General features: G+C 60.6%; 12 protein-coding genes. 5 read left to right on the top strand and 7 right to left on the bottom strand.

Features of this window, described 5'->3' with window-relative positions:
- Positions 1-109: 109 nt before the first annotated feature.
- Genes crtA through bchO form a run of 4 tightly spaced genes read left to right on the top strand, consistent with a single transcriptional unit; the run spans position 110 to position 4,432 of the window.
- Complete coding sequence (crtA, locus tag Q0C28_RS11870; protein ID WP_366934239.1) at positions 110-850, top strand: spheroidene monooxygenase; 741 nt, start codon at positions 110-112, stop codon at positions 848-850.
- Positions 847-1,887: a magnesium chelatase ATPase subunit I gene (bchI, locus tag Q0C28_RS11865; RefSeq protein ID WP_293576036.1), complete on the top strand. Its 1,041-nt coding sequence runs from the start codon at positions 847-849 to the stop codon at positions 1,885-1,887. Before crtA ends, bchI begins: the two co-directional genes overlap by 4 nt.
- Positions 1,884-3,539 (top strand): VWA domain-containing protein, encoded by a 1,656-nt coding sequence (locus tag Q0C28_RS11860; protein ID WP_293576034.1) that lies wholly within the window; start codon positions 1,884-1,886, stop codon positions 3,537-3,539. Before bchI ends, Q0C28_RS11860 begins: the two co-directional genes overlap by 4 nt.
- The gene (gene bchO, locus Q0C28_RS11855) at positions 3,536-4,432 is read left to right on the top strand and encodes an alpha/beta fold hydrolase BchO (protein ID WP_293576032.1); all 897 of its coding nucleotides are present in this window, start codon (positions 3,536-3,538) and stop codon (positions 4,430-4,432) included. The genes Q0C28_RS11860 and bchO overlap by 4 nt, the downstream gene beginning before the upstream one ends.
- Before the next feature lie 58 nt (positions 4,433-4,490).
- Here bchO and Q0C28_RS11850 read toward each other — a convergent pair whose 3' ends face one another.
- The 5 genes from Q0C28_RS11850 to Q0C28_RS11830 all read right to left on the bottom strand — a co-directional run bounded on the left by Q0C28_RS11850 (position 4,491) and on the right by Q0C28_RS11830 (position 10,914).
- The gene (locus tag Q0C28_RS11850) at positions 4,491-6,911 is read right to left on the bottom strand and encodes an FAD-dependent oxidoreductase (RefSeq protein ID WP_293576030.1); all 2,421 of its coding nucleotides are present in this window, start codon (positions 6,909-6,911) and stop codon (positions 4,491-4,493) included.
- 157 nt (positions 6,912-7,068) lie between these two features.
- Positions 7,069-7,308, bottom strand: coding sequence for a hypothetical protein (locus Q0C28_RS11845; protein ID WP_293576028.1), 240 nt, complete (start codon positions 7,306-7,308; stop codon positions 7,069-7,071).
- A gap of 3 nt (positions 7,309-7,311) precedes the next feature.
- Positions 7,312-8,763: an aldehyde dehydrogenase family protein gene (locus tag Q0C28_RS11840; protein ID WP_293576026.1), complete on the bottom strand. Its 1,452-nt coding sequence runs from the start codon at positions 8,761-8,763 to the stop codon at positions 7,312-7,314.
- Entirely contained in the window at positions 8,760-9,914 is a 1,155-nt protein-coding gene (locus tag Q0C28_RS11835; RefSeq protein WP_293576024.1) for an aromatic ring-hydroxylating dioxygenase subunit alpha, read from the bottom strand. The genes Q0C28_RS11840 and Q0C28_RS11835 overlap by 4 nt, the downstream gene beginning before the upstream one ends.
- 94 nt (positions 9,915-10,008) lie before the next feature.
- Positions 10,009-10,914, bottom strand: a complete 906-nt coding sequence (locus Q0C28_RS11830; RefSeq protein ID WP_293576022.1) for a LysR substrate-binding domain-containing protein — start codon at positions 10,912-10,914, stop codon at positions 10,009-10,011.
- A 173-nt stretch (positions 10,915-11,087) separates the two neighbouring features.
- Between Q0C28_RS11830 and Q0C28_RS11825 the strand changes: the two genes are divergently transcribed.
- On the top strand, positions 11,088-12,032 hold the full coding sequence (locus tag Q0C28_RS11825; RefSeq protein WP_293576020.1) for a PDR/VanB family oxidoreductase: 945 nt from the start codon (positions 11,088-11,090) through the stop codon (positions 12,030-12,032).
- Positions 12,033-12,132: 100 nt separating this feature from the next.
- On the opposite strand, the gene Q0C28_RS11820 is transcribed toward Q0C28_RS11825, so the two are convergent.
- Both Q0C28_RS11820 and Q0C28_RS11815 read right to left on the bottom strand, forming a co-directional pair.
- The gene (locus Q0C28_RS11820) at positions 12,133-13,446 is read right to left on the bottom strand and encodes an HlyD family type I secretion periplasmic adaptor subunit (RefSeq protein ID WP_293576018.1); all 1,314 of its coding nucleotides are present in this window, start codon (positions 13,444-13,446) and stop codon (positions 12,133-12,135) included.
- Between the two features lie 16 nt (positions 13,447-13,462).
- The gene (locus Q0C28_RS11815; RefSeq protein WP_293576016.1) at positions 13,463-15,328 is read right to left on the bottom strand and encodes an ABC transporter transmembrane domain-containing protein; all 1,866 of its coding nucleotides are present in this window, start codon (positions 15,326-15,328) and stop codon (positions 13,463-13,465) included.
- Positions 15,329-15,475 lie beyond the last annotated feature (147 nt).

The following is a 15,475-nucleotide window of genomic DNA, read 5'->3' as shown; positions in this document are numbered from 1 at the left end:
TCGCCTACGGCTCGTTCCGATTTGGGCTGCTGCGGTACTAACTGAAGCGGACAATTGGCATGTTACCTACACCGGACAATTCAGAATGTTCTCGACACTGTGATGTCAGATGTTTTTATGGAAGAAAAGGAGAGCCGCGATTCAAACCGTCAGCCTGAGCCTGTTCAGATTTCCCACCGTTGCGGCGCGCCTCTGGGTGCTTGGCCAGATGGCGTTGGCGCGCCTGGCCTTTGCCAATATGCCGGATGTGACATTCTGGAAGCTCTGCGGCTCTGGCAGCGGCGAAGGGTTCACACCGCGCCCCAACACCCAAGTCTGGGCCATTCTGGCAGTCTGGCCCTCGCCGGAGCTGGCACGCAAACATGTGGAATCAGCAGGCGTCTATAACCGTTGGCGCGCGCGGGCGAGCGAGAGCCTCACACTTTATCTGACGCCGACAACCGCGCGCGGCTCCTGGGCGCGCACCACGCCATTTCAACCAGCGCCGGTGGCGGGCACTGGACCGATCGCTGCGCTGACGCGGGCAACACTGAAACCCAAAGTGCTGCCCCATTTCTGGACCCGGGTGCCAGACATCTCCCAGGCCATCGGGCAGGATCCGAATGTCCTGTTCAAAATCGGCATCGGAGAAATCCCCTGGCTCCACCAGGTCACTTTTTCGATTTGGCCAAATGCCGCCAGCATGGCCCATTTTGCCCGCCGCGACGGCCCCCACGCCCACGCCATTCAGGCCGTGCGCGACGGGCAATGGTTTCGCGAGGAACTCTACGCCCGATTTGCAATACAAGGTCAAACCGGCAGTTGGGGTGGTCAGCCGCTCCTCGCCCAGAATGAGAGCAAAGTGTCATGACGCAGCCATTTCCATTCTCTGCCATCGTCGGCCAGGACGACATGAAACTGGCCATGATCCTGACCGCCATTGACCCCAGCATTGGTGGGGTTCTGGTGTTCGGTGACCGGGGCACGGGCAAATCAACCGCCGTGCGCGCCCTTGCGGGATTGTTGCCACCGATTGATCAGGTGGCGAGCTGCCCGGTGAATTCCGCCTCAACAGAGGCCTGCCCCGATTGGGCCGAGTTGAGCGATACATCCATCGTCAGCCGCCCAACACCGGTGGTAGACCTGCCACTTGGCGTCACCGAAGATCGCGTGCTTGGCGCATTGGACATCGAACGCGCCCTCACCCGAGGGGAAAAAGCGTTTCAACCCGGCCTGCTGGCCCGCGCAAACCGGGGCTATCTGTATATTGATGAGGTCAACCTGCTGGAGGACCATATTGTCGACCTGCTGCTGGATGTGGCGCAATCCGGCGAAAATCTGGTGGAGCGCGAAGGCCTGTCCATCCGCCATGACGCGCGCTTTGTCATGGTCGGATCAGGCAACCCGGAAGAGGGCGAATTGCGCCCGCAGCTGCTTGACCGGTTTGGCCTGTCGGTGGAGGTGCGCTCCCCTACCACGATTGACGACCGGGTGGAGGTCATTCGCCGGCGCGACAACTATGACAGGGATCCAGCCGGATTTTGTGCCAAATGGCAGGCTGAGGATGCCAAGATCCGCGCCGATATTCTCGCGGCCCGCAGCCAACTTGATCAGATCACGACCGACGAGGCCGCACTGATCCGCTGCGCGCAGCTCTGCAGCGCGCTTGGATCTGATGGTCTACGGGGCGAGCTGACCCTGTTGCGCACAGCCCGCGCCCTGGCCGCATTTGACAAGGCCGATACCGTTTCCATGGACCATATCCGCCGGATCGCCGCCATCGCCCTGCACCACCGTCTGCGCCGCGACCCGCTGGATGAGGTCGGCTCTTCCCTGCGTGTGTTGCGCGCCCTCGACGCGCTGGATACCCCTGACACCACAGATGACGCGGAAAGCCCGGCGCCATGACCGACCTGCCAACAGGCTGGGACAGGCTGGGTCTGGTGCTGGATTGCTTCTTGTCCGATCCGCAGGGGTTGGGCGGCATTTGGCTACGCCTGCGCCATGGTCCAGTACGGGAGGCCGTGCAAAACCTGTTGGCCGATCTGCCGCGCAAGATCTGCCCGATCCACCCAAATCTGGAGGACCGCGCCCTATTCGGCGGCCCAGATCTCGCGGCCATGTTGGCCGATGGGCAAACGAGGACAACGCCGGGTCTTGCCGCAAAATCCTCTATGTTCGTGCTCAACCGGGCTGAATGCGCAACGCCGCGATTTGCCGCCCGTCTGACCCAGATGATGGATCAGCGCACCCATTCCATCATCGCGCTGGACGAAGGCTGCGATGGCGATGACACGCCGCCAACTGCCCTTACTGAACGGATGGCGTTTTTCGTCGATCTCAACCCGGTGTCGCTGCGCGATCTGCACCCCTTGCTGATCAGCCCGGATTGTAAACCGGCAGAGATTGACGACCAACAGGTACAGGCCCTGGTGCAGACAGCGGCCGAACTGGGGGTGTCCTCGCTGCGCCCGGTGACCTTTGCGGTCCGTGCGGCTCGGATCCTGGCGGGCCGCGACGGTCGCCGCCAGGTGACCGACGCAGATCTGCGCGCCGCCGCCGCACTGGTTTTGGGCCATCGCAGCCTGCCAGAGGATGCGCCCGACATTCAGGACAGCAGCCCCCCGGATCAAAACGACACAAATCCAGACAATGACCCCGCAGAGGCCCAGACCCCAGACCCGCGCGATCTGGAGGACCAATTGGTGGCCGCAGCGCAAACCGCCCTGCCCCCGGATCTTCTAGCGCAGCTCGCCGCAGGTCACAGACAACGCAAAACCGGCGCAAGTCAGGGCAGCGGTGATCGCCTGCGCCACAATCGCAGAGGACGGCCCAAACCCTCCCGTCCCGGGCGACTGTCTGCAGGCAAACAGATCGATATTCCCGCCACTTTGCGCGCAGCTGCCCCCTGGCAGAAACTGCGCCAGCGCCCCGCCCATACGCATCTCGCTTTGCGCAGCAGCGATCTGCGCATCAAATCCTTTGAAAACCGCAGTGACAGGCTGCTGATCTTTGCCGTCGATGCCTCCGGTTCCTCTGCCATGGCGCGGCTGAACGAGGCCAAAGGCGCGGTCGAAATTCTGTTGGCGCAGGCCTATGCGCGGCGCGATCATGTCGCCCTTGTGGCCTTCCGCAAAGATCGGGCTGATCTATTGCTCCCGCCGACGCGGTCATTGCTGCAGGCGCGCAAGCGGCTCTCTGCGCTGCCGGGTGGCGGTGGCACCCCGCTGGCATCGGGCCTGCACCGCGCCCTGATCGAAGCGCAACAGGCCCAGCACCACGGATTGACGCCAAGCCTGATCCTGCTGACCGACGGGCGGGCCAATGTCGCGCTTGATGGTGCCGGTGACAGGCAGGCGGCACAGCAGCAATCCAATTCGATGGCAACCGCAATCGCCAACGCCCGTCTTAGTGCGATCGTGATTGATACCGCGCGGCGACAATCGCCCCATCTGCAGGAGTTGGCCCATCATATGCAGGCAACCTATCTGCCTTTGCAGCTGGCAGACGCCGCTGGGATCAGCACCGCAGTGGGTGGTATTCTGGACGCCTCGGGATGAACTGGCCGCCCAGCGATTACGACTGGCCGCTTGCGACCCACAGCAGGCAGTATCTTGCCGCTGGCCATCGCTGGCATCTGCAAATCCTCGGCGATGGCCCCTCGCTGCTGTTGCTGCATGGGGCTGGTGGCGCGGGGCAGAGCTGGCGCCATCTGGCCCCGCTACTCGCGCAGCGCTGGCAGGTGGTGATTGTTGATCTTGTCGGTCAGGGGTTCAGCCAGGCTGGCAAACCCCATCGGTTCGGTCTGCCGCAAATGGCGGAGGATCTATCTTCGCTTCTGACCCGGCTTGGCTGCCAGCCCGCCGCTATCATCGGCCATTCCGCAGGCGCAGCCGTAGCCCTGCAGATGGTGCGCCGAGATGGGCTGCAAAAACTCACCGAAACAACAAAGACAACACCGCGCGTGGTGGCCATCAATCCCGCCCTCAGCGCCTTTGGCGGTCTGGCAGGTTGGCTGTTTCCGGTGCTTGCCCGCGTTCTGGCCCGCGCTCCTTTCACGGCGGAGCTGTTCAGCGGACTGGCCGGTCGCCCGGACAAAGTGAAACGTCTCTTGGACGCCACTGGTTCACGGGTCAACCAAGAGATGTGCGCCCGCTACCTACAGCTGATCCGCGACCGCGATCACGTCTCCGCCACATTGAAGATGATGGCACAATGGGATGTGGCGCCCCTATTGCGCCAACTGCCCCAGATCGAGGCGCGGACCCTCATGCTGCTGGCAGATAACGACAAAACCGTCCCACCCAAGGTGGGCGCACAAGCTGCAAAACTGATGAAACATGCGCAGGTCGCTTCCCTGGCGGGCCTTGGACATCTCGCTCATGAAGAAGCTGCGCCAACGCTGCTGCCTTTGATCGAAGGTTTTCTGATGACGCCGGAGCAGACCCGCTGATCGCATAGCGAGGCACGGGATCCACACCCCATGCCTCTCATGTTTTGATCGCAGTGTTTTAGCCGCGCAAAATCCGGCCGTCGGCGTCAAACGGTGGTTCAGACAGAATGGTCGCGCCATGCGGCTGACCCAGAACCATCACCTCGACCCGATCCCCCGGCTGGGCGTTTTTCACGAACCCAAGCGCAAGAGACATGCCAACGCTATAGCCATAGGCACCACTGGTCACACGACCAATGCCCTCACCGTCCTTGAAGATCGGCTCGCCCCCTGTCGCATCCGCATTGGAGGCGGTGACATCGGCATCATCCAGATGCAGCAGAACCAATTGCTCGCGGGCCGGGTTTTCCATCACCGACAGCACAGCCGCCTTGTTGAGGAATTCCTTGTCCAGTTTACACAGCCGATCCAGGCCAACTTCCTGCGGCCAATACTCCGGGCTGTATTCACGGCTCCAGGAACCGTACCCTTTCTCAACCCGCAGCGACATCAGCGCGCGACTGCCCACAGGGCCTGCATCGACGGATTTGCCCGCCTCCAGCAGCGCCGCATAAAGCCGTGGCTGATCTTCGGTCTTGCAGTGCAGCTCCCAACCGAGATCGCCGGTGAACGACACCCGCAGGGCCAGGACCTCGACGCCCGCCAGTTCGATCATCGCGGAGCGCATGAACGGAAAGTCCTCTGTCGCCAGAGAGGCATTGGTCAGGCGCTGCAGCATCTCACGGGATTTGGGGCCAGCCACATTGAAGCCGCACATGGCTTCGGTCATGGAATCGAAGGTGGTGCCTTCCGGCAGCGGAACTTCTTTGAAGAAGCGGCGGTGATACCGTTCTGCCATGCCGGATCCGATGATCCAGAATTCATCCTCAGCAATGCGCGTCACGGTGAAATCGCCCGCAATCCCGCCGCGTTTGGAAATCAGCGGCGTCAAACAGGACCGGCCAACGGTTTTTGGCATGTTGTTGGCAAAAACCGCATTCAGCCAATCCGCAGCGCCCGGACCTTTGCAGCGATATTTGGCGAAGTTGGAGATGTCGATGATCCCCGCCCGCTCACGCAGCATCTTGCATTCCGCACCCACTGGCGCCCACCAGTTCTGCCGGGTGAAACCATTGGTGTCCTGCGCTCCCGGCTGATCGGCAAACCAGAGGGGGTGTTCCCACCCCGCATTCAGCCCAAAGACCGCGCCCATTTCGGCCTGCGCCTCATAGATGGGTCGACAACGGGCCGGACGACCAGCGCTGCGTTCTTCGTTGGGGAAGTGAATGGCAAACCGGTGCGCATATTGATCCTGCACGCGGGCCTTGGTGAACTCTTTGGTCGCCCAGCTGTCAAACCGCGCCATATCCCAGGCGAACATATCGTATTCGGTTTCACCTTCGATGATCCACTGCGCGGCCATCAACCCCATACCGCCCGACTGCGAGAACCCCGGAATGATCCCATTGCAGCAGAAATAGCCATCCAGTTCCGGCACCGGCCCCATCAGCACATTGGAATCCGGCGACCAGATCATCGGGCCATTGATGACGCGCTTGATCCCGGCCTCACCCACTGCAGGCAACCGTTCAATTGCATTCATCATGTTTTCTTCGATCCGCTCCAGATCGTCGGGGAACAGATCATGGGCAAAATCCAGCGGTGTGCCCTCTTCGGCCCAGAACTTCATGTCCTTTTCATAGGCCCCGACCAGCAACCCTTGGCCTTCCTGACGCAGATAATATTCGCCATCCCGGTCGCTGACTGAGGGCAGACGCGTTCCATGTTCTTCCACATCTGTCATCGTCTCGGTGACGAAATACTGGTGCTCTGTTGGCTGCAGCGGCAGCTCCAGCCCGGCCAGTGCGGCAACCTCCCGCCCCCAAAGACCAGCAGCATTGACCACCCATTTGGTGCGAATATCGCCTTTCGGTGTGCGCACGATCCAGCTGCCGTCCTCTTGCTGGTCGGTCCCCGTCACCGGGGTAAAGCGATGGATCTCGGCGCCACGTTGGCGCGCCCCCACCGCATAGGCATTTGTCACCCCCGATGGATCCACATTGCCGCCGTCCGGTTCATACATGACGCAGCGGATGCCATCATAATTCACCAAAGGATTGAGCCGCTGAGCCTCTTCGATGCTGATCTCGTAGAAATTCATACCGTAAAGCTTGGCCTTCGCGGCCTGCAGCTTCAGCTGATGTTCGCGGGCTTCGGTCTGTGCCAGATACAACGACCCCGGCTGAAACACGCCACAGCTCTGGCCGGTTTCCTCTTCCAGCGCGTTATACAGCGTCATGGTGTAGTGCTGGATCCGGCTGATATTGGTGCTGTCATGCAGCCCGTGGATGTTTGCAGCCGCGTGCCAGGTGGAGCCGGATGTCAGCTCATCCCGCTCCAACAGGACCACATCGGACCAACCCAATTTGGTGAGGTGGTAGAGGATTGAACATCCAATAACCCCACCTCCGATGACAACGGCCTGTGCTTCTGTGCGCATTTTTGCCCCCTTTAAGAGCCTTGTCGGACCTAAACACCTGCGTCAGCGCGTAGATCCCATGGAGTGAAGAATTAACGTCGTGTGTAACCGGCACCCCCATGGTGCCAGTCAGATTTCAGTGAAAAATGCCCGTTTGCGACATCCCCCTTGCGACCGCTCAGAAAGTCAGCCGCTTCGCACGCCCCCGCGCCACCAGCCGCGCGTTCAGTGGATCGGCCTCAGGTGATCCGCTTTCCAGCGCAAAAACAAACGCATGGGTGAGATAGAAACAGGCGCGATCGATATCACCGGCGGCCTCGGCCTGCTCTGCGGCCAGACCATAAAGCCGGATAAGAGCCGCACTGTCATGGTGCGCATGGGCCTCTAGCAGCGCGTCCTCAAGATCCTTTCGCTCCATGGCTCAGCCCTTCAGCGAAATCGCGATATTCTTGGTCCGGACGTAGTTATAGAGCGCTTCCAACCCTTTCTCGCGACCAAAGCCTGATTTCCCGACACCACCAAAGGGCGTCGAAATACCGCCTGCAAACCACTCGTTGACGAACACCTGCCCCGCCCGCAGTTTGCGCGCGACCCGGTGAGAGCGGGCCAAATCGCGGGTAAAGACGCCAGCGACCAGTCCGAATTCAGTGCCATTTGCCATGGCGATGGCCTCAGCCTCGGTGTCAAACGGCGTCAGGCAAGTCACAGGCCCAAAGATTTCCTGCTGGGCCACCCGGGCGCCTGGATCCACATCCGCGAGGATGGTTGGCGCCATGAAATACCCCTCACGCTCCAGCCGCGCACCACCGGCCGCGACACGCGCACCATCCTGTTGTGCCGTTTGGGTCAGGGCCTCGACCCGGGACAGCTGCAGCGCTGAAACAACCGGCGTGTGCTCTGGGTTGTCCAACCCATGACCCACGCTCAGACCGTTTGCCAGCGCCGCCGCGCGTTCCACCACCTCTTGATAGATCGACCGGTGCACCAGCACACGGGCCATCGCGGAGCAAACCTGACCAGCGTTGTAAAAGATCCCCGACTGCAAGCTGCGCATCAGCCCATCGAGGTCCGCATCTTCAAACACAACCGCAGCCGATTTCCCGCCCAGCTCCATCAAGGACGGCGTCACAGTCTCCGCAGCAGCGTGCAAAATCGCCTGACCGGTTGGCACCGAACCGGTAAAGACAATCTGATCCACATCGCTGCTGGCCACCAGGCGCGCGCCCAGATCAGCGCCGATCCCATTAAGGATAGACACCGCACCCGCAGGCACCTCGGCCCGCTCCAACGCCTGCCCCAACATCGCCAGCGCGATGGGATCCAGCTCGGGCGATTTGATGATGGTGGAGTTCCCCGCCGCCATGGATGGCGCAAGCGAACGCGCCGCAATCGACACCGGGAAGTTCCAGGGCACCACCTGTGCGGAAACACCATAGGGTTCAAAGACAGTGAAATCGGCATAGTCGGGGCCAAGCGGGATGGATTTGCCTTCGATCTTGTCGGCAACACCACCGTAGTATTCGAAATACTGCGCCGCTTCTTCGAATTCGTCATGCGCCGCGCTCAGGGATTTTCCGCTTTCCCGACACAGCGCATCGGCCCCTTCGGCAGCGATCAATCGGATCTCCCGCGCGATCCGCAGCATCAGCCGACCCCGGTCGCCGGGTTTCATATCGGCAAGATCGCCGCGATCAAACGACGCCCGCGCCGCCTCCAGCGCTTTGGCCAATGTGGCCTCCCCCGCCTGGGCCGCATCGGCAAAATGCGCTCCTGTGCCCGGATCCTCCACCGCGATCGTGCGACCGCCATCACCGTCGACCCAGGCACCGGCAAGGAAATTCCTTGCCAGCCCGTCGTCCAAAAAGGTGCTCATCCCTCGCGGCCCTTTTCGATCTGCGTCGCCACCCAATGATGGAAGTTATGCGTGGGTCCATCCATAGCGGGGGAAAACCGCCCGCCGTCAAACAGAACGCCGTGCCGTCCTTTCTGCATGCCTTCGACAACAAAGACATCTTCTTCGAAAACGGTTTTCCACAGCTGCGCATTCGAGGCCCGCAGACCATCAAACTGCGGGGTCTCCTGTTCGCTGCGCGCATAGTAAAGCTCGATATGCTCAACCGTGTTTTCGCAGTTTTTCGGTTCCAAAACGATGGCAAAGCAATGATCGCGCTGCACCCCAAGCAGAACATTGGGGTAAACCGCGACATATTCCGCGCCCTCGTCCCATTTGTCGCTGAGCCCGTCGAAATCGGCCATCGTGGTGCCGTCTTCGTCCTTCAACTGACGATAGACCAACGTGCCCTGACCGGAATATTTGCCCAGCTCTTCGATGTTGTAGTGATCTTCCAGCCGGGAATAGCTGTTCAGACCAGGGTGCACCCATGGCAGGTGGTAGCTCTCGCAATAATTCTCCACCGCCAATTTCCAGTTGGTCGCAACCTCCAGTTTGAAGGAAGACGCCTCACCACCATGGTGCAGAGTTGACTCGAACTCAGACCAGCGCTGCAAAAGATCGGCGTGAACCTCGGTGAACTCCGGCGCGTTGCCATCCACATTCACAAAAATCACATCCCGCCAGACATGGGACCGGATCCGCAGCAGGCCCAGTTTGTCGATGTCGACATCTTCATGCGTGTTCTGGCCCGGCCCACCGACATGTGGCGTGGCGCGCAGCTCACCGTTCAACCCGTAGCACCAGCTGTGGTAGGGGCAGCGGATCGCACCACGGATCTTTTGTGGCTTGTCGACCAGGATCATCCCACGATGACGGCAGGTGTTCTGAAACACGCCGATATCGCCATTGCGGTCGCGGACCAACAAGATCGGCATCCCCAGGAAATCAACTGGTTTGGCGTCGCCCGCCTCTGGGATATCCTTGCCAAAACCGATGCCCGCCCAATTGGCAAACAAAACAGACTCTCGCTCTTCGCCAAAAACGTCCGGATCGATGTAATGCTGGTTCGGCAACCCATTGGCTGTATTCACGGACGTCAGAACCGACGACAGCTTGCTATGTTTGTTCATCAAACTCTCCCTGGCGGACTATCAATTTCGTCCAAATGCCGTGGGAATGCCGATTTGCTCAATATCAGAAAACTTCATTCATGAGTGATCTGACCTAAACTGATGCTGCGCGCGCTTCGGCCAGGATCCAGTCTTTCAGTTTTTTTGCGTTGGCCGACAGATCCGCATCCGCCAGACCAACCAGATAAAACTCCTTCGGCGCCGGGACCGCAAAGCCGTCGATGACCGCCAGCTTGTCACTGTCCAGCATCGGCTGAATCAGACGCCGCCAGCCAAGCGCCAGGCCTGCCCCTTTTCGGGCCAGCTGCAGTGCAAGGGAATAGCTGGTGACCCGCGTGCCAGACGCAATGTCACCCTGATATCCCAACTCGTGAAACCAATCGCCCCAGGTTGTCCAGCTCTGCGTTGCGCTTTGCAGATGGATCAAACGCTGCCCGGCCAGCTGCTCCAGCGATGATCCTGCGAGCATCTCCGCCAACTCGGGCCGGGCAACAGGCACCAGCTCATCGCGGTAGATCGGCGTATGGGCCAGGGATGCGTCACTGTCACGGCCATATCGTATGAAAAAGTCGAACTCACCCGTGTCGTGAAATGGCCTGTCCTGCGTGATCTGGTGAATGTTCAGATCCGGGTATTCCCGCCAGAACCGGATGATGACGGGCGACAGCCACAACGCCGCCACAGCCGTGGTTGAGCCGACCGTGACCGCATCATCCTCGCCACTGGTGCGAATGCGCGTCAGCTGACGGGAGATCTGGCGGAACGACGTGGCCACCGTATCAAACAGGTCCTGGCCTTCACGGGTCAGCTCCACACCGCGATGTTTGCGTTGAAACAGCGCCAGGCCCAGCTCGCCCTCCAACGCCTTGATTTGATGGCTGACCGCACCGGGTGTCACAGACAGCTCCTGGGCGGCATTCTTGAAACTCAGATGGCGCGCTGCGGCTTCAAAAGCGGACAGCGTGGTCAATGGCGGCAGGTTATAGTGGCGTCTGGACATCGTGGCTCATCGCTGCGGAGACCTCGGCTCAGGCTCCATGGGTTATATCAGTTCACCTTAGTATGAGTATTTTTCAAATTGAACGACACTTCTAAATCGGCTCAGTAGCGTTCAGAACCGAATGCCCGCGCGCCGACCCCTGCGGGCGCAGCCCTTGACTGAGGACGCCCGTGATGACCACGCAAACCGCCCGATTGATCCGCAAAACCCGCCTGAGCGCGGACACCAGCGATTTTGCCTTTCAGCTCGCCAGCGGGACCTTTGCAGGATTGGAGCCAGGCGCTCATATCGACATCCATCTCGGCCAGGGGCTGATGCGCCAATATTCGATCTGGGACTGGTCCGAGGATCACCGGCAACTGCATGTTGCTGTGAAACGCGAAGACAACGGTCGCGGCGGGTCGCGTGCAATGCATGATCTGGCCGAAGGGACGGATCTGCAAGTGGGCCAGCCACGCAATCATTTCAAACTGCAAGATGACGACCGCTATGTCACCCTGATCGCAGGCGGGATTGGCGCAACGCCGCTGGTTGCCATGGCCCGCGCGCTGGCCACATCGGGCCGAGAATTTGGCATCCATTATCTCACCCGCTCCATGGATCTGGCGGCGATGGATGGGGCTTTTCGGGAGCTGAATTTGGGCGCGCGGTATCATCTGCACTGCGATGACACCGACGGCCCGCTGGATCTGGCCGCCCTGCTAGAGAGCATCCCCGCGGACTCAGACGTCTACACCTGCGGACCAGAACCTATGCTGACCGCCCTTCTGGATGCCAGCAGCGCCCTGCGCGGCGGCAAAATCCACTTTGAACGGTTCGCCGCCGCGACCAATGCAGACAACACCACGACCAATGGGTTTGAGATCGAAATCAGCTCCACCGGAGCTGTGCTGCCCGTGGGTCCGGATGAAACCATTGTCGATGTGCTGAAAGCCAATGCCATCGACATCGACGTGGGCTGCGCCGAAGGGCTGTGTGGGGCCTGTATGGTGGATGTTCTAGACGGCGAGGTCGATCACCGGGATGGCATTCTCAGCTCCGATGAACAGGCCAGCAACAGCTATCTCTGCACCTGTGTGTCACGGGCGAAATCCCCGCGCCTGGTTCTGAACCTCTGACGACCACCCGCACATGCGGTGATCACCAGTACCCACAGGGGCAATCGCCTCCTGTGGGCAGGTGTCGGAATCACCCAACCCCACATGGATCAGCCCCTGATCAGCGTTCGCTGAACGCCCGCGTCATGGTTTGATGCACCGGCTTCAGCATGTAGGCCAACAAGGATTTCTCCCCGGTTTGCATTTCGGCCACCACCGTCATGCCCGCCTGCAGCGGCCGTTCGAACATCCCATTCCCCACCGAACGCCCATCCAGAGCAATCGATGCGCGAAAATAGGTCGCGCCGGTCTGTTCATCAATCAACGGCACCGGAGACACCGCCGCCACACGACCCTGCACCTTGCCGAACTGGCGCACATCATAGGTGTCGACCGTCAGATTAACCGCCTGTTCCAATCCGACATGGCCGATCTCCGCATTCGGAATGCGGGCCTCCACCAGCAGATCCAGCCCGCGCGGCAAGAGTTCAAAAATCGTCTCTCCTGGCGCGATGACTTCGCCACGGTTGGGGAACGCCACCGATTGCACCACGCCCTCGCTTGGGGCCACGATCTGCAGTGCGGCCAGCTTTTTCTCCACCAGCTTTAGCGACACCCGCAATGCGTTGCGCTGATCGCCCAGATCTTCGATTTCATTCAGCACCTCCTGACGCAGGGCCAGCGTATGCTCCGCCAGCGCCGCGCGCGCCACGGACAGGGCGCTGCGCGCCTCGGCAAGCCGCACCTCTCCGTCAGAGGCCGCGGTCCGCAGTGCATCCAATTGATCCGCGTCCTGCAGCATATCCCGCAGCGTGGTCAGCCCCTGTTTGTGCAGTTTGCGGGCGCGCTCCAGCTCTTCTTGTTTGCGCACAACCCGCTCTTCGGTGAACCGCTGCGAGGCTTCGAGGATTTCCAGCGTATCCACCTGCTGCGAAATCGACAGCGCTTTGATGCGCTGGCTTTCGCCATAAATCTCCAGCGCCGCCGCCGCAGTCCCCTGCCCGATGGAGCGCAGATGGGCCAGCCGATCGGAGGAGATCTCCTCGCCGCTTTCCAGCATCTGCAACACCGTATGGCTGCGCAGCAATTTGCGCTCCACGGTTGTCAGCTGCTCGCGAAGCCCCTGCTGTTCCTTGGTCAAATCCGGATGACGCAGCGCCACCAGAACATCGCCCGCCTGCACCTGATCGCCATCCTGCACAAACACGCGCTCCACGATGCCGCCTTCCAGCACCTCGATCTGGGTGTAATCCCCCTGCGGCACAATGGTGCCGGGCGCGCGGGTGATCTGTGGCACATCAGTGCGCCCCGCCAAGACAATCAACGCCACAACCATTCCCGAAAATGTCAGCGCCAGAAAGGCTGCGAACCGGGGCTTGCGAATTTTCTCTTTCTTTTGGGCCATCGCGATTGGCCCGGTCGGTTTCTTGCTCATCTCTTTGGTGCCCCGCTTACTGGTCCAATGCTTTCAATACGGCTTGCGTTTTCTTGATGGCCGCAGGCCCGGTGTCGTTGACCACAACCCTGTCGCCGTTCAGGAAAATCAGACGATCCGCCATCTGCATGAACGACCGATCCGCCGTGGCAATGATCACCGTCTTTTCGCCACGCTGTTGCTCCACCCAGGTCTTGAACTTGCGGCGGCGTTTCTGGTTCAGCCCGTTGGTTGGTTCGGAAAACAGGCAGATCGACGACGGCCGCGCCATGCTGCGCGCCAGGGTCAGTGATTTGATGATCTCCGCTGGCAGGCTCGCCAGCATCTTGTCATTGAGCCGAGTCTGATAGCCCTCTTCCAAGGCTTCGATCTCTTTGCGCACGCCAATGGCTCCAAGCGCCTGACGCATGTCCCGATCGCTAAGCGCAGGCGCCGCAAGCCGGAAATTCTGCGCCACCGTGCCGTAGAACAGCCGTGGCGCGTAGGTGGCATAGGACACCGACTTGCGCAGTTCATCCCGCGCAATCTGGCGGATATCAATGCCATCATGCTCGATCCCGCCCATCGACGGCGACGCCAGACCGCTGATCAGATCCAGGATTGCGGTCCGGGTTGCGGTGTCGCGGCTCATCACCACGACAACCTCGCCTGGGGCGCAATCGAACCCGGCGCCGCTCAGCAAAGCGGGGTTCAGCGGATCTGGTCGATAGCCCACACCCTGGAAGGAAATCGCCCCTTTCAGCGTTTTCTGATGCGATTGACGCAGTCCCAGCTCCATTTCTTCCGGCAGCGCCAACACACGGTCTGCCTGGGTCTGGCTTTTGCGGAAGCCAACAATCTGCCCCAGCGAGGATTGCAGCGCCTGCACCGGCGCCAGAACCTTGGACACCAGCGCGATCGATGCAATCAGCGCGCCAAAGGTCATCGACCCCTGCACTGCCTGATGGGCACTGATCACAATAGCCCCAGCAGATCCCAACCCCATGATTGCCTGGGACATGTTCTGGATCAGATTGCGCAGCTGACGCGCCTTGGCCGTCGCGGTTTCCGCCGCCTCTGCCAGCGGGGCGCAGCGGTCCAGCCAGGCGGATTGCAGGCCGAGGTTGACCAGCGCACGCTGATGCACCACCGCATTCTGCACCACGCTGGAATGGGCGGCATTGGCCTCCGCCGCAGCCAAATCCAACCGCTGCTGGAACGGCAGTGCAATGGCCCCAATCGCCAGCAACAGCACCGCCAGACCCAATGTCATCAACCCCACGGTTGGCGCCAGATACAGCAGCACCGCAAAAAAGATCACCGCAAACGGCAGGTCGATCACCGTGGTCATGACCTGTCCGGTGAACAACTCGCGCAGCGATTCAAATTGGCGGAACCGGGCAATTTGCTGCGTCACATCGGATTTCTGCAGATGCGACAGCGGCAGGCTCATCAGCTTGCGGAACAAGCCAATCGCCAGCTTGCGTTCACCTTTCTGACCGACATAGGCAAATGCCTCGAAGCGGGCACGGCGGAACAGGAAATCTGACACGGCCAGAACGCCCACACCGATCACCAGCGCCATCAGCAGATCAACGGATCCCGATGGAATGACCCGGTCATAAATCGCCATGATCAACAGGGGCGGCAGCAGACCCAGAAGATTTGTCAGAAACGCCGTCAACAACAAACCCGGCATCATCGAACGCAGGCTGGAAAAGGACGTCGCCACACTCAACGGGCGGGTTTCCGAGGGATGGTATGTGAATTTCTCGATCCGGATAACCGTGCATCGTCCCCGATTGGGCAGCCGGGTTTCCACCGCCCCGCCATTCAGATCGACCACCTCTAGCCCCTGTTCGGAGCGGCCCAGCACGATAAAGCACGCGCCCTGATCGGGCAACACCAGTGTCGCTAACTGTCGCTAACAAGCGATATGTCCGGTGTAGGTAACATGCGATCTGTCCGGTTTTATCATGTCTCCGAAAGGAGGCGTTATGAAGCGGACAGAAGTGTTACAGGAAGTTCGACTTATGAAGTTCGAAGACGT

It is taken from the genome of Phaeobacter sp. (assembly GCF_022825805.1).
Taxonomy (GTDB): domain Bacteria; phylum Pseudomonadota; class Alphaproteobacteria; order Rhodobacterales; family Rhodobacteraceae; genus Phaeobacter.
This window is presented reverse-complemented; position numbering and strand designations above follow the sequence as displayed.